Annotated in this window: 19 protein-coding genes and 1 tRNA gene; 10 read left to right on the top strand and 10 right to left on the bottom strand. The window is 61.8% G+C overall.

The features are described from left to right. Nucleotides 1-48 precede the first annotated feature (48 nt). Nucleotides 49-207: a YqaE/Pmp3 family membrane protein gene (locus ACN0YJ_RS01465; protein WP_417476755.1), complete on the bottom strand. Its 159-nt coding sequence runs from the start codon at nucleotides 205-207 to the stop codon at nucleotides 49-51. 224 nt (nucleotides 208-431) lie between these two features. Here ACN0YJ_RS01465 and ACN0YJ_RS01460 point away from each other — a divergent pair, with 224 nt between their 5' ends. From ACN0YJ_RS01460 to ACN0YJ_RS01445, 4 genes are all read left to right on the top strand, one after another. Beyond that, the gene (locus ACN0YJ_RS01460; RefSeq protein WP_417476681.1) at nucleotides 432-779 is read left to right on the top strand and encodes a hypothetical protein; all 348 of its coding nucleotides are present in this window, start codon (nucleotides 432-434) and stop codon (nucleotides 777-779) included. A 127-nt stretch (nucleotides 780-906) separates the two neighbouring features. Then, nucleotides 907-1,203 carry a hypothetical protein gene (locus tag ACN0YJ_RS01455; protein ID WP_417476680.1) on the top strand — a complete coding sequence of 99 codons (297 nt, stop codon included), beginning with the start codon at nucleotides 907-909 and terminating at the stop codon, nucleotides 1,201-1,203. A gap of 5 nt (nucleotides 1,204-1,208) precedes the next feature. Beyond that, nucleotides 1,209-1,559, top strand: a complete 351-nt coding sequence (locus tag ACN0YJ_RS01450) for a hypothetical protein (protein WP_417476679.1) — start codon at nucleotides 1,209-1,211, stop codon at nucleotides 1,557-1,559. A gap of 365 nt (nucleotides 1,560-1,924) precedes the next feature. Beyond that, nucleotides 1,925-3,178 carry a mechanosensitive ion channel domain-containing protein gene (locus tag ACN0YJ_RS01445; RefSeq protein ID WP_417495122.1) on the top strand — a complete coding sequence of 418 codons (1,254 nt, stop codon included), beginning with the start codon at nucleotides 1,925-1,927 and terminating at the stop codon, nucleotides 3,176-3,178. A 44-nt stretch (nucleotides 3,179-3,222) separates the two neighbouring features. Here ACN0YJ_RS01445 and ACN0YJ_RS01440 read toward each other — a convergent pair whose 3' ends face one another. Next, nucleotides 3,223-3,681: a hemerythrin domain-containing protein gene (locus tag ACN0YJ_RS01440; protein WP_417488840.1), complete on the bottom strand. Its 459-nt coding sequence runs from the start codon at nucleotides 3,679-3,681 to the stop codon at nucleotides 3,223-3,225. Between the two features lie 261 nt (nucleotides 3,682-3,942). On the opposite strand from ACN0YJ_RS01440, the gene ACN0YJ_RS01435 reads away from it, so the two are divergent. Both ACN0YJ_RS01435 and ACN0YJ_RS01430 read left to right on the top strand, forming a co-directional pair. Further along, a complete protein-coding gene (locus ACN0YJ_RS01435) occupies nucleotides 3,943-4,827 on the top strand; it encodes a diacylglycerol/lipid kinase family protein (protein WP_417488841.1) in 885 nt (294 codons plus the stop codon). Nucleotides 4,828-4,838: 11 nt separating this feature from the next. Further along, nucleotides 4,839-5,636 (top strand): metallophosphoesterase family protein, encoded by a 798-nt coding sequence (locus tag ACN0YJ_RS01430; protein ID WP_417495121.1) that lies wholly within the window; start codon nucleotides 4,839-4,841, stop codon nucleotides 5,634-5,636. Between the two features lie 190 nt (nucleotides 5,637-5,826). Here ACN0YJ_RS01430 and ACN0YJ_RS01425 read toward each other — a convergent pair whose 3' ends face one another. Further along, nucleotides 5,827-6,768 carry a PRC-barrel domain-containing protein gene (locus ACN0YJ_RS01425; protein ID WP_417495120.1) on the bottom strand — a complete coding sequence of 314 codons (942 nt, stop codon included), beginning with the start codon at nucleotides 6,766-6,768 and terminating at the stop codon, nucleotides 5,827-5,829. A 125-nt stretch (nucleotides 6,769-6,893) separates the two neighbouring features. After that, complete coding sequence (locus tag ACN0YJ_RS01420) at nucleotides 6,894-8,105, bottom strand: glutathione S-transferase family protein (RefSeq protein WP_417495119.1); 1,212 nt, start codon at nucleotides 8,103-8,105, stop codon at nucleotides 6,894-6,896. A 689-nt stretch (nucleotides 8,106-8,794) separates the two neighbouring features. On the opposite strand from ACN0YJ_RS01420, the gene ACN0YJ_RS01415 reads away from it, so the two are divergent. From ACN0YJ_RS01415 to ACN0YJ_RS01405, 3 genes are read left to right on the top strand one after another with little or no spacing between them, the layout of a single operon-like run. After that, nucleotides 8,795-9,430 carry a PRC-barrel domain-containing protein gene (locus ACN0YJ_RS01415; protein ID WP_417495118.1) on the top strand — a complete coding sequence of 212 codons (636 nt, stop codon included), beginning with the start codon at nucleotides 8,795-8,797 and terminating at the stop codon, nucleotides 9,428-9,430. Between the two features lie 39 nt (nucleotides 9,431-9,469). Continuing rightward, nucleotides 9,470-9,646 carry a DUF1328 domain-containing protein gene (locus tag ACN0YJ_RS01410; protein WP_417476671.1) on the top strand — a complete coding sequence of 59 codons (177 nt, stop codon included), beginning with the start codon at nucleotides 9,470-9,472 and terminating at the stop codon, nucleotides 9,644-9,646. Nucleotides 9,647-9,688: 42 nt separating this feature from the next. After that, on the top strand, nucleotides 9,689-9,826 hold the full coding sequence (locus ACN0YJ_RS01405; RefSeq protein ID WP_417476670.1) for a hypothetical protein: 138 nt from the start codon (nucleotides 9,689-9,691) through the stop codon (nucleotides 9,824-9,826). A gap of 85 nt (nucleotides 9,827-9,911) precedes the next feature. Here the strand turns inward: ACN0YJ_RS01405 and ACN0YJ_RS01400 are convergent, their stop codons facing one another. From ACN0YJ_RS01400 to ACN0YJ_RS01385, 4 genes are all read right to left on the bottom strand, one after another. After that, entirely contained in the window at nucleotides 9,912-10,040 is a 129-nt protein-coding gene (locus ACN0YJ_RS01400) for an entericidin A/B family lipoprotein (RefSeq protein WP_417495117.1), read from the bottom strand. 78 nt (nucleotides 10,041-10,118) lie between these two features. Next, nucleotides 10,119-11,882: a sensor histidine kinase gene (locus tag ACN0YJ_RS01395; RefSeq protein WP_417495116.1), complete on the bottom strand. Its 1,764-nt coding sequence runs from the start codon at nucleotides 11,880-11,882 to the stop codon at nucleotides 10,119-10,121. Beyond that, nucleotides 11,863-12,465: a sigma-70 family RNA polymerase sigma factor gene (locus ACN0YJ_RS01390; RefSeq protein ID WP_417495115.1), complete on the bottom strand. Its 603-nt coding sequence runs from the start codon at nucleotides 12,463-12,465 to the stop codon at nucleotides 11,863-11,865. Before ACN0YJ_RS01390 ends, ACN0YJ_RS01395 begins: the two co-directional genes overlap by 20 nt. After that, nucleotides 12,452-12,610, bottom strand: a complete 159-nt coding sequence (locus tag ACN0YJ_RS01385; protein ID WP_417488846.1) for a NepR family anti-sigma factor — start codon at nucleotides 12,608-12,610, stop codon at nucleotides 12,452-12,454. Before ACN0YJ_RS01385 ends, ACN0YJ_RS01390 begins: the two co-directional genes overlap by 14 nt. 226 nt (nucleotides 12,611-12,836) lie before the next feature. Here ACN0YJ_RS01385 and ACN0YJ_RS01380 point away from each other — a divergent pair, with 226 nt between their 5' ends. Further along, a complete protein-coding gene (locus ACN0YJ_RS01380) occupies nucleotides 12,837-13,613 on the top strand; it encodes a response regulator (protein WP_417495114.1) in 777 nt (258 codons plus the stop codon). Between the two features lie 158 nt (nucleotides 13,614-13,771). Here ACN0YJ_RS01380 and ACN0YJ_RS01375 read toward each other — a convergent pair. Together ACN0YJ_RS01375 and ACN0YJ_RS01370 are read right to left on the bottom strand one after the other, a co-directional pair. Further along, nucleotides 13,772-13,848, bottom strand: a tRNA-Arg gene (locus tag ACN0YJ_RS01375). A 62-nt stretch (nucleotides 13,849-13,910) separates the two neighbouring features. Further along, entirely contained in the window at nucleotides 13,911-14,249 is a 339-nt protein-coding gene (locus ACN0YJ_RS01370; RefSeq protein WP_417476664.1) for a hypothetical protein, read from the bottom strand. Between the last annotated feature and the right edge of the window lie 40 nt (nucleotides 14,250-14,289).

The following is a 14,289-nucleotide window of genomic DNA, read 5'->3' as shown; positions in this document are numbered from 1 at the left end:
AAAAAGCCCCGCCAATGGCGGGGCTTTCTACGGATCAGGCGGGGTCAACTAGCGACGCAGGATAATCCACACGGCGTGGATGATGCCCGGGATGTAGCCCAGCAGGGTCAGGATCACATTGATCCAGAATTGCAGGGTCAGGCCGACCTGCAGGAACACACCAAGTGGTGGCAGCAGAATGGCGAGAATAATGCGAACGATATCCAGGGTTGCCTCTTCTTTTGGCTGATTGAACGACGTCATCGGTCCACCTCCGTTTGATTGGGATAGTCGCAAGGATAACGCCGGACCCACCAGGAAGTTCCCGGGTGAAGTCAGCGCCCCGCTGAAGGATTGGCGAGACGACGCCGCTTGACCGGTCCTCAACCGGCCGGACGGCCCGGTGTCCCGATACGGTGGAACCATTCGGCGCGCAAATGACTTGATTCCGCATGGAATTGTTTAAACGCATCCGGGAGCACGAACAGCTCAAACGACGCCTCCAGCGCCTGCGCACGCTGGCGACGGCAGGAATGCTGACGGCGATCGGCGCGGCGCTGACGGTCGCGCCCCTGCCCTTCGGCGCACCGATTCTCGCTGGCGGCCTCGCACTTCTTTCCGCCGTTGACCGAAGCTTCCGGCGCGCCCTCATGCGGGCAAGAGAAAGATCGAAACTCCTGAATTCCATCCTTGGCCGCGCCGGTGGCGTCCTGCCTGCGCCCGTCCGGAAACTGATCGGTCTGACCGATCCGCTGACCTATCACCGTGAGGCCGGCCCGGACGACCCGGAAAAGCCCTGAAGCCCTTGTCCGGGACATGCGTTTGCGGGACATGCGTTGCAGGGGAAATGAAACCTTGTTGGCCTTGACGCGTTATCCCGGTGTCAGTCGATACAGGAGATGACTCATGGCTACCGCGAAGAAACCAATGACCGATCGTGCCAAACAGGAAAAATCGGCGAGTTCAGAAGCAGCGGCCAATATTTCCGAAGACATCCAGGCGCTCCGCGAGGATGTCGACGCGCTGGTTCAACATATCGGCGGCCTGGCGAAAGCCGAAGCACAGGCTGGCACGGAAATGGTCGCCGAGACCCGCGACCAGGCGCTTGAACAAGGCGAAGAAGTGCTGGACCAGTCCAAGGAATATATTCGCGAGAACCCGCTCACGGCCTGCGCCGCTGCATTGGGCACGGGCCTGGTCGCCGCCACGCTGTTGCGCCGGTAATCGGGATGCGGTTCGCTTTACTGATAACCAGCGGGCTAACTGGAATCATCGCCCTGGCCTTCGGGCTGGCGGCGATATTCCTGACCGTCGAGGATCTGTATGGCCCCGTCATCGCGGCGTTTTCGGTTACAGGTCTTCTCGCCTCGATTTCGGTCATCGCGTTGATCGCCGACCGCATACTGGCGCGCAGACGGCGCAAACCCGACCTGTCCTCGCCGACAAAGATTGTGAAATCCGTGGTGCGGGCCAATCCTGTCGGCGCGGTCAGCGCACTGGCAGTGCTGAGCTTTGTTGTCGTTCGGCGACCGGCCATGGCGGCTCGCATGGCCAGGCGGATTTCGACAATGGTCTTGTAGCGCGCCAAGGATGAAAGGCGAGGCCGTCGCCCGCTTCCCGACATGCCCGGACCGGCCGGGTCGCCATGATCCCCGGCGCAGATCCAAACCCTCTTTTCGGTGATGATCGCGCGACACACGCGGCCCATGCATTGCGGCGCGCGATATGGCAGTGTGGCGCGAAGCGGGAAAAGGTCATTCCCTGATCGCATCCGCTTTCAATGCTCTGCACTGAGTGCGAACCGAGAAGGGTATTCGACTTGGATATGGACCAAGGACGCCTGCGTTTTCTGACGCAATACATTGGCGCGCTAGTGATAGCCTTCTTGTGCCTGCTCGTTGATCCTGCGCAGGCACAGCAGGCTGATCCGCCTCCCCAGGAGAGTGTGATCCGGACGGCAAGTGATGCGACATCCGATGCCGCCATTCGTGATCGCCTGGCAGGTATCTATTCTCAGATCGACGGCTTGTCGGACGTTGACGTCAGCGTAGCCGACGGCGTCGTCACGCTGGACGGTATCATCACAGACCAGACCGGCGCGCAGCAGGCGGAAGACATCGCCCATCGGGTCGATGGTGTTGTGGCCGTGCAGAACAGCATCTCGGCGAGCGTCGATGTTGGCGAGAGGATTTCGCCGTTTTTTCAGCGCCTGACCGACATGCTCAAAATGGCCGGCAACACGGCGCCACTATTTCTTCTGGCGCTGGCGGTGTTTGGCGTGATTGTTGTCCTGGGATGGTGGGCGGCGTCCTGGACCCGGTTCTGGCGACGCGTCTCGCCCAACCCTTTCATCGGCGACCTCCTGGCCCAGGCGGTGCGCGTGTCGGGATTTGTGCTGGGCGTTGTCGTCGCGCTCAATTTGCTCGGTTCTTCCACCCTGATGGGGACGATCCTGGGCGGCGCAGGCGTTGTCGGCCTCGCGATAGGATTCGCGGTGCGGGACTCGCTGGAGAACTACATCGCCAGCATCATGCTCAGCCTGCGTCAGCCCTTTCGGGCCAATGATCACGTCGTCGTGGACGGGCATGAAGGAAAGGTCGTGCGCCTGACCTCGCGCGCCACCATCCTGATGACGCCGGACGGCAATCATTTGCGCATTCCCAACACGATCGTCTTCAAGGCCGTCATACTCAATTATACAAGCAATCCGGAGCGCCGGCTCGATTTCCAGCTGGGCGTGGATGCCGAAGATGATCCGCAGGCCGCGATCGAGACGGGCAGCAAGGCGCTGGCGGCCCTCGAATTCGTGCTCGCCGACCCGCCACCAAACGGCGTCATCATGTCAGTCGGCGACAGCAATATCATCCTGAAGTTCACGGCATGGATCAATCAGGAACAGGCCGATTTCCTGAAAGCGAGAAGCCGGGCGATCCGCGCGACGAAAATGGCCGTCGAGGCTGCCGGATTCACCCTGCCGGAGCCGATCTACCGCTTGCGCATCGATCAACGCCCCGCCAGCATCAATGTCCTCACAGACCCGGATCCAGCCGGTCAGCCGGCTCCACGTCCGCGCATACAGCCCGTGGCGGGGGAGGACGCGTCCGTGGAGCCCGATGACCATATTGACGAGAAAATCGCGGAAGAACGCCGCGATAGTGATGCCGAGGACCTGCTGAACACCCAGAGGCCGATTGAATAGCCAGGAAAAACGGGAGCCGGACGCCGGCTCTCAACCGGGCCGGATCATTCCACCGGCGCGATCGCTGATTTGACGGCGTCTTTCCGGGAATCGAATTCCTTGCCGAGGATCTCCGTTTCAGAGCTCGAAAACACCTGACGCCCCAGGTCAAAGAATTCTTCCTCTTCTTCTTCCATGTGGTGAGACAAAAGCTCGGCGAAGGCGTGAAACTTCTGGCTCCACTCGACATTGTCCTTCGGCATGGTGTCGAGCTCTTCGATCAGGGAATTGAGCATATGGTGCTCATTCTTGGCCTCGAGGGATTCCTCGTCCTCGCCCTTGCTTTCCAGCCTGGCGTAGAATGTCGCTTCCTCGACCCTGTTATGAGCCCAAAGCTCGATCTTGAATGTCTCGAACAGCTCGTCCCGTTTTTTCCCGGCGCGCTCGGTCGTCGATTCAATTTCGTCGACCAGCTGCCGGGCAGCATCATGATCCTGCCTGATACGTTCAAAAATGTCGGGCATTTGCGCGCTCCTTCCAATTGGCTTGCCAAGGTAACGCGACGGGCGGTCTTCAGTTCCATTTTGCGACGTCGGGATGCGCCCAGGCCCAACCGGGTACACCAACCGCCTCGACAGGCCCTCCACACATGACAAGACCGGTCAAATCAGGTGTACTCTGCCCCGGACTCTCGCTTCGCCCGGCTGACAGCCTGCGGCCGCGACAGCCCGGTTTTGTTTTCCGGCCGTCTGGTATCGGCACCGGCAGCGACAGGCGCGGCATCGATGAAAACACTCGCAATCATTCTCAATCCCAGAGCCGGAAGCGCGCGCGCATTTGGCGACGGCGAATTGCGCGACGCGATCGAGGCGGCTGCCGGCTGGGCCGAGCTGGAATTCTTCGACGCCAGCGATGACGTGCCCGGCGCGGCGCGGGCGGCCTGCGCCAGCGGTGCCGACGCCGTGGTCACCGCCGGTGGCGACGGTACCGCCGCGGCCGTGCTCGACGCGGCCCGGGACTCCGGCTGTGCCTCGCTGATGGTGCCGCTGCCACTCGGCACAGCCAACATGCTGCCGCGCCGGCTCTATGGCGATCGTGATTTCAGGACCGTGCTGACCGAATTGCCGGATTACCGGGCGGTGACGCTGCACGCCGGAGAGGTGTCTGGCCACACATTCTATGTCGCACTCATGGCCGGCATGCCGGTGCATTTTGGTCAGGCACGCGAGGCGCTGCGGCCGGACGGGGCGGGGCGACGCTTGAACCTCGCCTTCAAGCGTCTGCGCCAGGGCCTGGCCAGCATGGCCCGCCCGCACATGCGCCTGAAGCTCGATGATGGAGAGCGCCGCGTCTCGCGGTCCTGCGCCCTGGTCGTTGCGCCGGGCGGTTTTTCAGCGGTGCGCGGCGGTGCGGATGCGCCGGGGCCGGCGGTGCTGGAACATCTGCTGATGCAGCATGGCGACCCGGCCGACTTCGCACTGAAGACCGCATCCTTCCTCGCTGGCTTGCCCACCTCGGATGAAGCCGTGCTGATGAGCAGACAGCCCGCGACCCTGTCGGGACCGAAGCGCATTGAGCTCATGCTCGACGGCGAAGTGATCAAGGCGGCGACGCCCATCGAGATCTGTCTTGTAGAAAACGCCGCGACCTTCGCGGCCCCAGCGGACTGAAACCTGCCCTGATGACCCGACTGGTCCAGATTTCCGATATTCACTTCGGCGCGGAGGATCCCGCACTCGTGAATCCGCTGACGGACGCCATCAACACAATCGCGCCGGATCTTGTCGTGGTGACAGGGGACGTCACCCAGTACGGCCGCCGGCGGGAATTCAACGCGGCGCGCGCGTTTCTCGATGCGCTGGAACCACCCATTGTGGGCGCACCGGGCAATCATGACACGCCCTATTTCGATCTGTTTGCGCGCCTGGCTTCGCCCTGGGCGCGGTTTGAGCGCCAGCTCGGGCCGCGTCTTCAGCCGCGCGCCGCGGCCAGCGGTGTCCAGGTGGAAATGCTGCCCACAGCCCGCGGGGCGCAGGCCCGTCTGGACTGGTCGCTGGGCCGCGTCAGGGAAGCCGACGCGCTCGAGGCGGGCGAAGCGCTGTCCGGTTTTGACGGGCTGAAAGTCCTCGGCGGTCACCATCCGCTGGTGGCACCGGGTGGTCTGCAGGGGCGGGCGAAGACAACCGGCGGCGCGCAGGCGGCGCAGCTTATCGTGCAGGCCGGAATCGACCTGTATCTCAGCGGGCATCTCCACCAGGTGTTCACCGAACCGGTCGAGCGCAGCGACGGTTCAGTGTGCTGGTTCGTCGGCGCAGGCACCGCCCTGTCCCGGCGCACCCGAGGCGAGCCGGCGAGCTTCAATGTCATTCAGGCCGGAACCGCCCCTCAGCTGACCGTATGGTCTGCGGGCGACACGCCGGTGTTCGCGCCGGGCGAGGTGATCATGCTGGACGGGCTTGGCGCATCCGGGGGACGCTGATCCGGCATGGACGCCCTGAACGTGGACCGGAAATAGCCGCACACGTCGCGATGACGGGCGGGGTCGGGCGGGCGCGCAGACGCGGTTGCTGCCCGGTCCGGTTTTGACGACATGATGGCGCACGGAAAAGGGCGGCGCGTTGCCGCGCCGCCCTTCCACCCGGGTTTGGTCAATCCTTTTGACCCGGACCTTATGACCCGGATTCGTCGTCGGGCGACTCGAGTTCAGTCTCGTCATCATTATAGTCGCTGTCGCTGAGCGGATACTCGCTCGCGGCATCTTCATTGAAGTCGGGCAAGGCTGCGAAAGCAGCGCTGTCATGGACCAGAACGATGCGGCCTTCATCGTCCACCGTCGTGAGGGTGTAACCACCAGCCTCGACCAGGGTCTCACGACCACCGATCTCGAGGAAACCGCCGTGCTCAACCACGATGGCCTCGACCTCACCGTCCGATGTCAGACGCACACGCTCGACTTCACCCAGCTCGGCACCGTCAGAGGCATAGACCGTCGTATCGATCCAGCCATGATCATCGGTATAGGGGCCGCGGTCCAGATCGGCATTGTCCCAGGCGTTCGCCGCAGCTTGCACCAGGTCATTGTCGGCATCTTGCTGCACGGTCCGGGCCGAATCGGAGCGGGTCGTGCTCATTGCCACTTCAGCCTCGGCCTCGTTGTCATTATAGTCGTCATCGCTGAGCGGATACTCACTCGCCGCGTCTTCATTGAAGTCGGGCAAGGCCTCGAAAGCGGCCCGGTCGAAGCTCAGCTCCACGCGGTTTTCGCCATCGATTGTTGTCAGCGCATAATCGCCGGCCTCGATCAGGACCTCACGGCCGCCGATCTCGAGGATGCCGCCGTATTCAACCACGATGGCATCAACATCACCTTCGGCGGTCAGCCTTACGCGCTCGATTTCACCCAGCTCCGCACCGCCGGACCCGTAGACATTGGTCTCGATCCAGGCATGGTCATCGGTATAGGGGCCGCGGTCCAGATCGGCATTGTCCCAGGCCCGGGCAACGGCATGCACGGCGTCATTATCGGCGTCCTGCTGCATGGTTTGCGGATCCTGGGCGTAGGCCGTGGATGCCGCTACGAACATGGTTGTCGCGATCAAAAACTTCTTCATCTTGCTTTCTCCATTTCTCGTCGAAAAGGACTCCATTTGAATGCGACTTGCATTCAGGAGGTAAACGCTTGGCCGCGGATAAAGATCCAAAATAATTGCAGCGCCGGAGAAAGTTTTTGATTTATTCAGCCAGTGACAAGGTTCTCGATGCCGACCGAGTCTGATGCGTCGCGGCGAACATCGGACATAAGGTCAGACGCCCTCCGCAAAGTCATCTCGGGCAAATACGCGTCTCCACGATCCACCAGATCCAGACGAAAATTATGGTGCTCGTGGCAGACCGTGCGGCGGGGTTTATAGCCGGCCAGGCTGGCACAACCGATCGCGTCCAGGCTCCGGGCAAGCGCGTCTTTTTCCGCCTTGCTGTGGTTGCGAACGAGCACGTCCAGCATGCGCTGCAATAACCATTGGGTCTGGGGGCGAAAATCACGCCGCACATTCAGATCATCATCACACCGCGCCGACTGACCGACACGCTTTGGCAAATTCAGCTTTCCAGGATTGGCCTCACCCCAGTCACCCACGGCATCAGCCGTCGCCAGGGCATGCGGTAGAAATTGCGCGGCGGCAAAACTCAACAGTGCCACCAGCGTCTTCGGCAAGCCAGCGACCGCACGACCGGCGCCGATTTGCGGGCTCTGCGGTGCGTTGACGGCGCTCAGCCAGGTGAAAGTCTTCGGTGATTTTGTGATCAGGGCCGCGCCTTGCGGCGCGCTGTCTCGCAGCGTGGTCAGGGCCGCTGCAATCGCAAAGTCAGCGATCGACGGGCGATCGTCAAAAATGAATGCGGAACACGAAAGATGGGCCTCCAGCAGCGCCAGGAAGCTCACCAATAACCCATCCGTCGAGGCGACGGTTCCGGAATTGAAACCGCGACGCGACAATTGTGCGAGAACCCGGGCGTGCAGGCTCTTCGCAATCCGGGACCGGCGGTCATCATCAGCCTCCGGATAGAGCGTGGCCGCCATGATGCCGGCGATCGGTGCATCGGCACCGCGCCAGACCCTGTGATTGATGGCATCGGTCAACCAGGTGTCTGAGAATCCTTCCAGCAGGCGGCAGGCAAAGGCCTGTTCGGCCCTGTCTGGCGTCAGCGCCTCACCACGCTCGCGGCGCTCGACAAAATCCATGATCGCCCGCGAGTCCTGAACCGTATCATTGCTGGGCGTTATGAATACCGGCAGATCGATTTTCTGGATCCGCGGTCTGACCTCGCTCTTGATGACCAGGCGCGACGCCACGGTTTCGCGGAATGGAATATTCTTCCAACGCAAGTAAAGCCGCACCTTGGAACTGGCGATGGATTCCGGGGAGGTGATCAGGCGATAGGAGCGCATGGCATGGACTTTCAGTATGTTGAAAGGGATGTTCGAAACAGAACGCTTCAGCTGCCACTTCGTTCCATTGCTACCTGAGGCCGCAGCACGGCGCCGGTCCGTGTTTTCTGGCGCTGCGGCGCTTCAGAAACTGACACGCGCCAGGCAGACCAGGCGCGCGCGAAAAAGAGGCGTCGGCGCGCCCCGCAGGATGCCGATTCTGCGAACGCGGTTTCAGCGCGGTCAAAATTCTCTGTGAAAAGTGCCGGCTGACAGAGCGGGACGGACAAGGTCCAGGGGAGGGACGATTCTCCGTCAGCCGGCAAGGGGTAAACGCGTCAGTGTCGCGGAAGTTCCGTGACAATCTGCAGGATCTCGAACGCGGCGGGTGACCAGCCGTGAAAGCCCTGTTGCAAGCGCGCATCCCGCCGATATTGGCCAGGCACGGGGCCACGCGATGCGAAAGAGACCGGCGCCATGGAGGGGGCGGCCGCCAGGTTTGGCATCGCCGCGGCGGCGCGCACCTGTATCACACTTCCGGACCGGGCTTCTGTCCCCGGCCGGGTGCCGGCACGCGGGTAAAAAAGCAGCGGATATCCACCGCCCTGCAAGACAGAAGCGCCTGTGGCGCCGCAACTTTTTCAAGTGAATGTGGAACCACCCCCGCACTGAAGCGTTTTGTTTCCAAGCGAAGATTGGAGCCAAGCGTCATGCCATATTCTGGATTAGCAGGCATCGCCATCGTATCGGCCACAATCCTGGGTGCTTCAGCCGCGTTTCCGGGGCTTGATCACGCAGAGGGCCTGGTTGGTGGCCGCACGCTGGATGGCGACACGATCTACAATGCCCGCATTACCGATGCCAGCCAGCGGGCCACAGGCCATATCGAGCGGATCTATCTGAATGAATCCGGCCAGATCGAAGCCCTGAAGGTCTTCTGGCGGGCCGGCCTGATGGAACAGGGTTTTGAGTTCTTTCAGCCGATTGACCGCTTCTCCTACAATACCGACCGCAATACCCTCGTCGCGGACGCCCGCATCGAGCGGATGCGCGACTGGGCGCGGCAGGATGAAATCGATGAAGCCGCAAACCACGGCATTCCGGTCGACCGGGTTGGCAGCGGTGTGCTGAACGGCTCGCTGGTCCAGACCCGGAATGGGCAGATTCTGGGACGCGTCACCGATGTCATCGATGATGACCAGAACCGACCCGCCCAACTCGAACTGATTTCACGTGAGACCGGCCCGTTTCTGTCTCGCGTCGAACGGCACCTCGTGCCAGCTCATGGAGCGCACTGGTCTGCAAGTGACCGCGTGATCACGCTCCCGTCCCCTGCAAGCGCGTAAGCTTGCATTCAACACGCAACCCGTTTTGGAGGTATTCCCATGCTTGGTTGGACATTCATGTTCCTGGTCCTGGCCCTCATTGCCGCCCTGTTTGGTTTTGGCGGCATCGCGTCGGCATTCGGTGGAATTGCACAAATCCTGTTTGTCCTTTTCCTGATCCTGTTCGGCGTCACGCTTGTCCTGCGACTGATCCGGGGCGCCGCACCGCGCTCGTGACGCCGTCACGACGCTTCATTCTCAAACAAGGAGACTAATTCGATGAAACGCTTGCTCATGTTACTGCCCGCCGCGGCCCTCTTCTTTGCCGTTGGTTGTGATTCCAATGACGGCCCGATGGAAGAACTCGGCGAGGAAGTCGATGAGGCCGCAGAAGACATTGAAGACTCTGTGGACTAGCCCCGGACGCATTCGGGACCGACATAAAGAGCCCCGCATCTCGAGATCGAGATGCGGGGCTTTTACGTGGAGAATGTGAGGCGTTTCAGGTGGCAGCATCCTGAACCGTTTCGCCGGCATCCTCGATATCCTGGCCGGCGCCGCGGATCGTGTTGCAGGCCGTGACTGACAGCGCAAACAGCACAATCAGGGCAGGTTTCCACAAATGCTTCATGGGGATCTCCTTTGAATTGGCATGAAGCAAGGGGAACGCGCGACCGGCGCTTTTGTTCCAGACCCGGTCCCGCTCGCCTCAATCGGCCGGGCCGCGGCTCTCAGGATCAACTTCCGTCAGTGGAAAGCCCAGCGAGACCGTCGTGCCATCCCCCGGCGTGCTGGCGATGGCGGACTCGCCTCCGAGCTGGATGGCAAAGGCCTCGAAGAGCGTACTGCCCACGCCGCGCCGTTTTTCATTCGGGTCCATGCCCGGACCGTTATCCATGATGCTGACCTGGATCCAGTGCTCGCCATCTTTGTCGATATCACGCACGGATACGCTCAGGACCTGGCCTGGCCGCTTGTCCCTGAAGGCGTGCTTGTAGGCGTTTGTCATGGCTTCCGTCATGAACATGGCGAGCGGAACAGCCTGGTCGGTTGAGATATCGCGATTGCCGGCTGTCGATTGAAAATCAAGGTGAACGCCGCCGCTCTCCCCCGGCCCGGCCGCATGGGTCAGACGCGCCAGTTCGGCCAGGAAGGGTGACACGCGGATGAAGCGCAGATCACCCACCTCGTAGAGATTGCGATGAATGAGGGCGAGCGCATTGATCCGCGACTGGGCTTCCTTGAGGGCCCGGATAGCGTTTTCATCGCGCACGCTTCCCAGCTGCAGATTGAGCAGGCTGGTGATGATTTGCAGATTGTTTTTGACCCGGTGATGAACCTCGCGGATGAGCATTTGTTTCTGGTCCAGCTCATCGATCAATTCGCCATCGCGTTCCGAAATGCGCGCTGCCATCTGCTGGAAGGCATCTGCCAGATCGCGGATTTCGCTCGGCGCGTCTGACGCGCGGACCGGCACAACATCATAGCGGCCATGCCCGTAAAGCCGGGCGATGCGTCCCAGGTAGGCGAGCCAGCGCAGAACCAGATAATCGGCCGCGATCCAGACCGTCACAAGCGCCAGGGCCCACATCAAGACGGGTAGCAGGAGGGTTCCGGACAGGTCGATCGACCGCCAGGAAAAGAAATGGGGTTTCGGTGCGGCCACGAGGACAAAGACATCACTGTCGATCAGGGGGGCGAGCGCCAGAATCCGGCCGTCCCGGCCTTCGAGCCGGCGTTCAAAGACCACAACCTCGCCAAGCGCCGCAGCAACGAGGCGCTCGCTCTCGATTCGACTGATCTGCAAGCCCATCCGCTCGGTGACGACCCGTCCGGTCCGGTCGACAATTCCGGCGATCCGGCCGCTTGTATCGTGGGCCGGTGCGATACCCAATTGTTCGAGAATCGAGACCCGTATCCCCGTGACCATGACGGCGAACAACTCACCGTCGCGAAACATCGGATATCCGGCGGCCAGAACGGATTCTCCGCTGGCGGGTCCATAGAGCGATTGCCCGATAACGAACTCTTCCCGGACCATGACATCACGAAACCAGTCACGGTCGGACAGACCGAGATCCGGGTTGTCAGGCACGCCCGAACACAGGGTTCGGCCACCCAGGTCAACGACGGCGAAATTGGTATAGGCATCATTCGCCAATGCGAGGCTGGCAATCGTTTCATCACAGGCATCGCCCAGCGCGGCAATGGCCGGGAGATTGACCATGACCGCCATCAGATCAGACGTGCTGCGCAGCAGGATTTCCTGGTCATGGGCGAGCAGACGCGCCGCCGCGACCAGCTCCCGCTCCATGGTCTCGCGGGCCTCATGGGCGTCGATCGTGGCATGTATGCCGGCCAGCACGAATATCGGGGACAGGGCCAGCGCGACCAGCAGGAGGAGCCGTGTGCGCAACCCGAACAGGCGGCGCGGCGGCTCTGATTCAGGGGTCTTAGTGACGCGTTCCGGCAAGGGCGTGTACCTCCGCTATGATGTCGTCAGCGGCGGTCAGCGCACTTTCCAGATTGACGCCGGCATCGGCCTTGCGCTCCATCAGGCCCGTCAGGGCCGCCCGCGCCCGATTGACCCGGCTCTTGATGGTCCCGACAGCACACCCGCAAATCTCGGCCGCTTCTTCATAGGCAAACCCGCCGGCTCCGACGAGGATCAGGGCTTCGCGTTGTTCGTCCGGCAGGGACGCCAGGGCGTGTTTGAGGTCGGCCAGCTCCATCACGGCGTCCTGGCCGGCATCGATCGGCGCGATCTCCTCAAGATGGTCACTGCCCGATTCATTCTTGCGCCAGGCCTTGCGGCGTTCCGAATAGAAATGATTGCGCAGGATCATGAACATCCAGGCTTTCATATTGGTCCCGGGCTCATACCGGTCCCGGGCCTTCCACGCCTTGATCAGGGTTTCCTGGGCCAGGTCGTCGGCCTCATGAACATCATTGCACAGACTGCGTGCAAAAGCGCGCAGGTGCGGAATCATGCCGGTCATTTCCTTGCGGAAATCCGGAGCCTCGCCGGACGAGCGCACGGTCCTAGCCCTGTTCATCACCATCGTCCCCGGCTGTGTCGTCGAGCTTTGCCAACAAATCCATGAAGTCGTCGGGAACGGGTTCATTGACCACATCATCATAGAGGTCACGCAAACGGCGCCCGATGGCTTCGGGCGCATGATTTTCCTGGGCTGGGGCCACGTTTCCTGCTTTCTCATTTCGACGCGAATCTGCCATACGCACCACACTATCAATCAAGGTTTTACCGAGCCGGTTCGCACCATAGCTTACCCGCGTCCCGGACCATAACGGCCCAGCGCCGGATAAGTTCCACGATCTCCGAAAAAAGTTTTTTGCAGAAAGTCTGGAACCAAACCCGGCCGGGGCGGTTATGTTGGGTAGTCGATCTTTTCAAGGGACATCTCAGATGAGCTATGTTGACGAACTGGCACCGCACCTGCCGTTTTTGCGCCGCTATGCGCGCGCGCTCACCGGGGCCCAGAAGAGCGGCGATGCCTATGTCCGTGCAGCACTGGAGGCCACGATTGCCGACCGCTCTGTGCTGGATGACACCCTGCCCAGCCGTGTCGCGCTCTACAAGCTTTTCCACACCGTCTGGAACGCAACCTCGGGCCAGCTGGACACACCATCACAGGAGGGCCCGGACACGGCGCAAGGCGCTGAAGCCCGGCTCAAACGCCTGTCGCCCCGCAGCCGCCAGGCCATGCTGTTGACCTCAATGGAGGGGTTTAGCGTCGGGGAAACCGGCGACATCCTCGGCGCAGACGCCGACGCTGTGGCCGAACTGGTCAAGCAAGCCTGGGGCGAGGTCGATACCGTGCTCAAGGCCGGCGTCTTCATCATCGAGGATGAGCCGATCATTGCCGCCGACCTGAAAAACATTGTGACCCAACTCGGCCATGAAGTGGTTGGCATGGCCCGCACCAAGACCGAAGCGCTGGACCGGGCCCCGGCCGCCAGGCCGGGCCTGGTGCTCGCCGATATCCAGCTGGCCGACAATAGTTCAGGCGTTGAGGCTGTGCATGAGATTCGCAAACAGCATGAATGCCCGGTGATCTTCATCACGGCCTTCCCGGAGCGTTTGCTGACCGGGGAGCGTGCCGAACCGACCTATCTGATCACCAAGCCCTTCATGCCGGATGCGGTGAAGGCGGCGATCGGACAGGCCCTCTTCTTCGCCTAGGCTGAGACGGTCATCACGTTTCACACAGGAAGAGAGAATGGTGCGCCTCAGAAGCGCCATTTCGAACCCGACGGATTCGCAAGTGCGACCGCGCGCCGGGCGGTCAGCCCGCCCCGTCGGAGGCGCGAGCGCAGCGCGTTGCCGTGAGATTGAAGGAATGGTGCACCCGACGAGATTCGAACTCATGACCTCTGCCTTCGGAGGGCAGCGCTCTATCCAGCTGAGCTACGGGTGCGCACTATTGGGCAGGCTTAACCGATGCGTCTCGCCGGCGCAATCGGCTAGCGCGGAGCGGATTCAGTCGCCACCCGATCCAAAATCGCCGAAATGATCGCTGCCATTATCGTCACGGCGGCGGCCGGCGCTATCGTGCTGGCTGAGCCCCATCATGCCGATCCCGACCCCTGAATCGACGCCATCGACACCGCGATTGCGGAAATAGAGTTTCGGCCCGGCCCGCGACAGCCAGCGATAGGTCAGCAGCGCGACAATCGCGCTCAACAGGATCAGCACCAGCGCAAACCCGGCCCCGGCCGTGCCCTGCGGCTGCAGGAATATGCCGAAAAACCAGGCCAGAAACACAAACAGCGGCGCCGCCACCAGAAGCGCGAAACCGCGCCGGATCAGTTTCATCATCGTCCAGGGCTCCCCGCCGGACAGGCCAAAGCGCCCGTCA

Origin of the sequence: Maricaulis sp., from assembly GCF_048270095.1 — a bacterium.
Taxonomy (GTDB): Bacteria; Pseudomonadota; Alphaproteobacteria; order Caulobacterales; family Maricaulaceae; genus Maricaulis.
The sequence above is the reverse complement of the archived record's forward strand: the minus strand, read 5'-3'. Positions and strand labels throughout refer to the sequence as shown.

What these genes read in the sequence shown, in the direction of transcription:
- ACN0YJ_RS01460 (WP_417476681.1), top strand. Translation starts at nt 432, where the DNA reads ATGGAATTGTTTAAACGCATCCGGGAGCACGAACAGCTCAAACGACGC.
- ACN0YJ_RS01455 (WP_417476680.1), top strand. Translation starts at nt 907, where the DNA reads ATGACCGATCGTGCCAAACAGGAAAAATCGGCGAGTTCAGAAGCAGCG.
- ACN0YJ_RS01450 (WP_417476679.1), top strand. Translation starts at nt 1,209, where the DNA reads ATGCGGTTCGCTTTACTGATAACCAGCGGGCTAACTGGAATCATCGCC.
- ACN0YJ_RS01440 (WP_417488840.1), bottom strand. Translation starts at nt 3,681, where the DNA reads ATGCCCGACATTTTTGAACGTATCAGGCAGGATCATGATGCTGCCCGG.
- ACN0YJ_RS01435 (WP_417488841.1), top strand. Translation starts at nt 3,943, where the DNA reads ATGAAAACACTCGCAATCATTCTCAATCCCAGAGCCGGAAGCGCGCGC.
- ACN0YJ_RS01430 (WP_417495121.1), top strand. Translation starts at nt 4,839, where the DNA reads ATGACCCGACTGGTCCAGATTTCCGATATTCACTTCGGCGCGGAGGAT.
- ACN0YJ_RS01425 (WP_417495120.1), bottom strand. Translation starts at nt 6,768, where the DNA reads ATGAAGAAGTTTTTGATCGCGACAACCATGTTCGTAGCGGCATCCACG.
- ACN0YJ_RS01420 (WP_417495119.1), bottom strand. Translation starts at nt 8,105, where the DNA reads ATGCGCTCCTATCGCCTGATCACCTCCCCGGAATCCATCGCCAGTTCC.
- ACN0YJ_RS01415 (WP_417495118.1), top strand. Translation starts at nt 8,795, where the DNA reads ATGCCATATTCTGGATTAGCAGGCATCGCCATCGTATCGGCCACAATC.
- ACN0YJ_RS01410 (WP_417476671.1), top strand. Translation starts at nt 9,470, where the DNA reads ATGCTTGGTTGGACATTCATGTTCCTGGTCCTGGCCCTCATTGCCGCC.
- ACN0YJ_RS01405 (WP_417476670.1), top strand. Translation starts at nt 9,689, where the DNA reads ATGAAACGCTTGCTCATGTTACTGCCCGCCGCGGCCCTCTTCTTTGCC.
- ACN0YJ_RS01400 (WP_417495117.1), bottom strand. Translation starts at nt 10,040, where the DNA reads ATGAAGCATTTGTGGAAACCTGCCCTGATTGTGCTGTTTGCGCTGTCA.
- ACN0YJ_RS01390 (WP_417495115.1), bottom strand. Translation starts at nt 12,465, where the DNA reads ATGAACAGGGCTAGGACCGTGCGCTCGTCCGGCGAGGCTCCGGATTTC.
- ACN0YJ_RS01380 (WP_417495114.1), top strand. Translation starts at nt 12,837, where the DNA reads ATGAGCTATGTTGACGAACTGGCACCGCACCTGCCGTTTTTGCGCCGC.
- ACN0YJ_RS01370 (WP_417476664.1), bottom strand. Translation starts at nt 14,249, where the DNA reads ATGATGAAACTGATCCGGCGCGGTTTCGCGCTTCTGGTGGCGGCGCCG.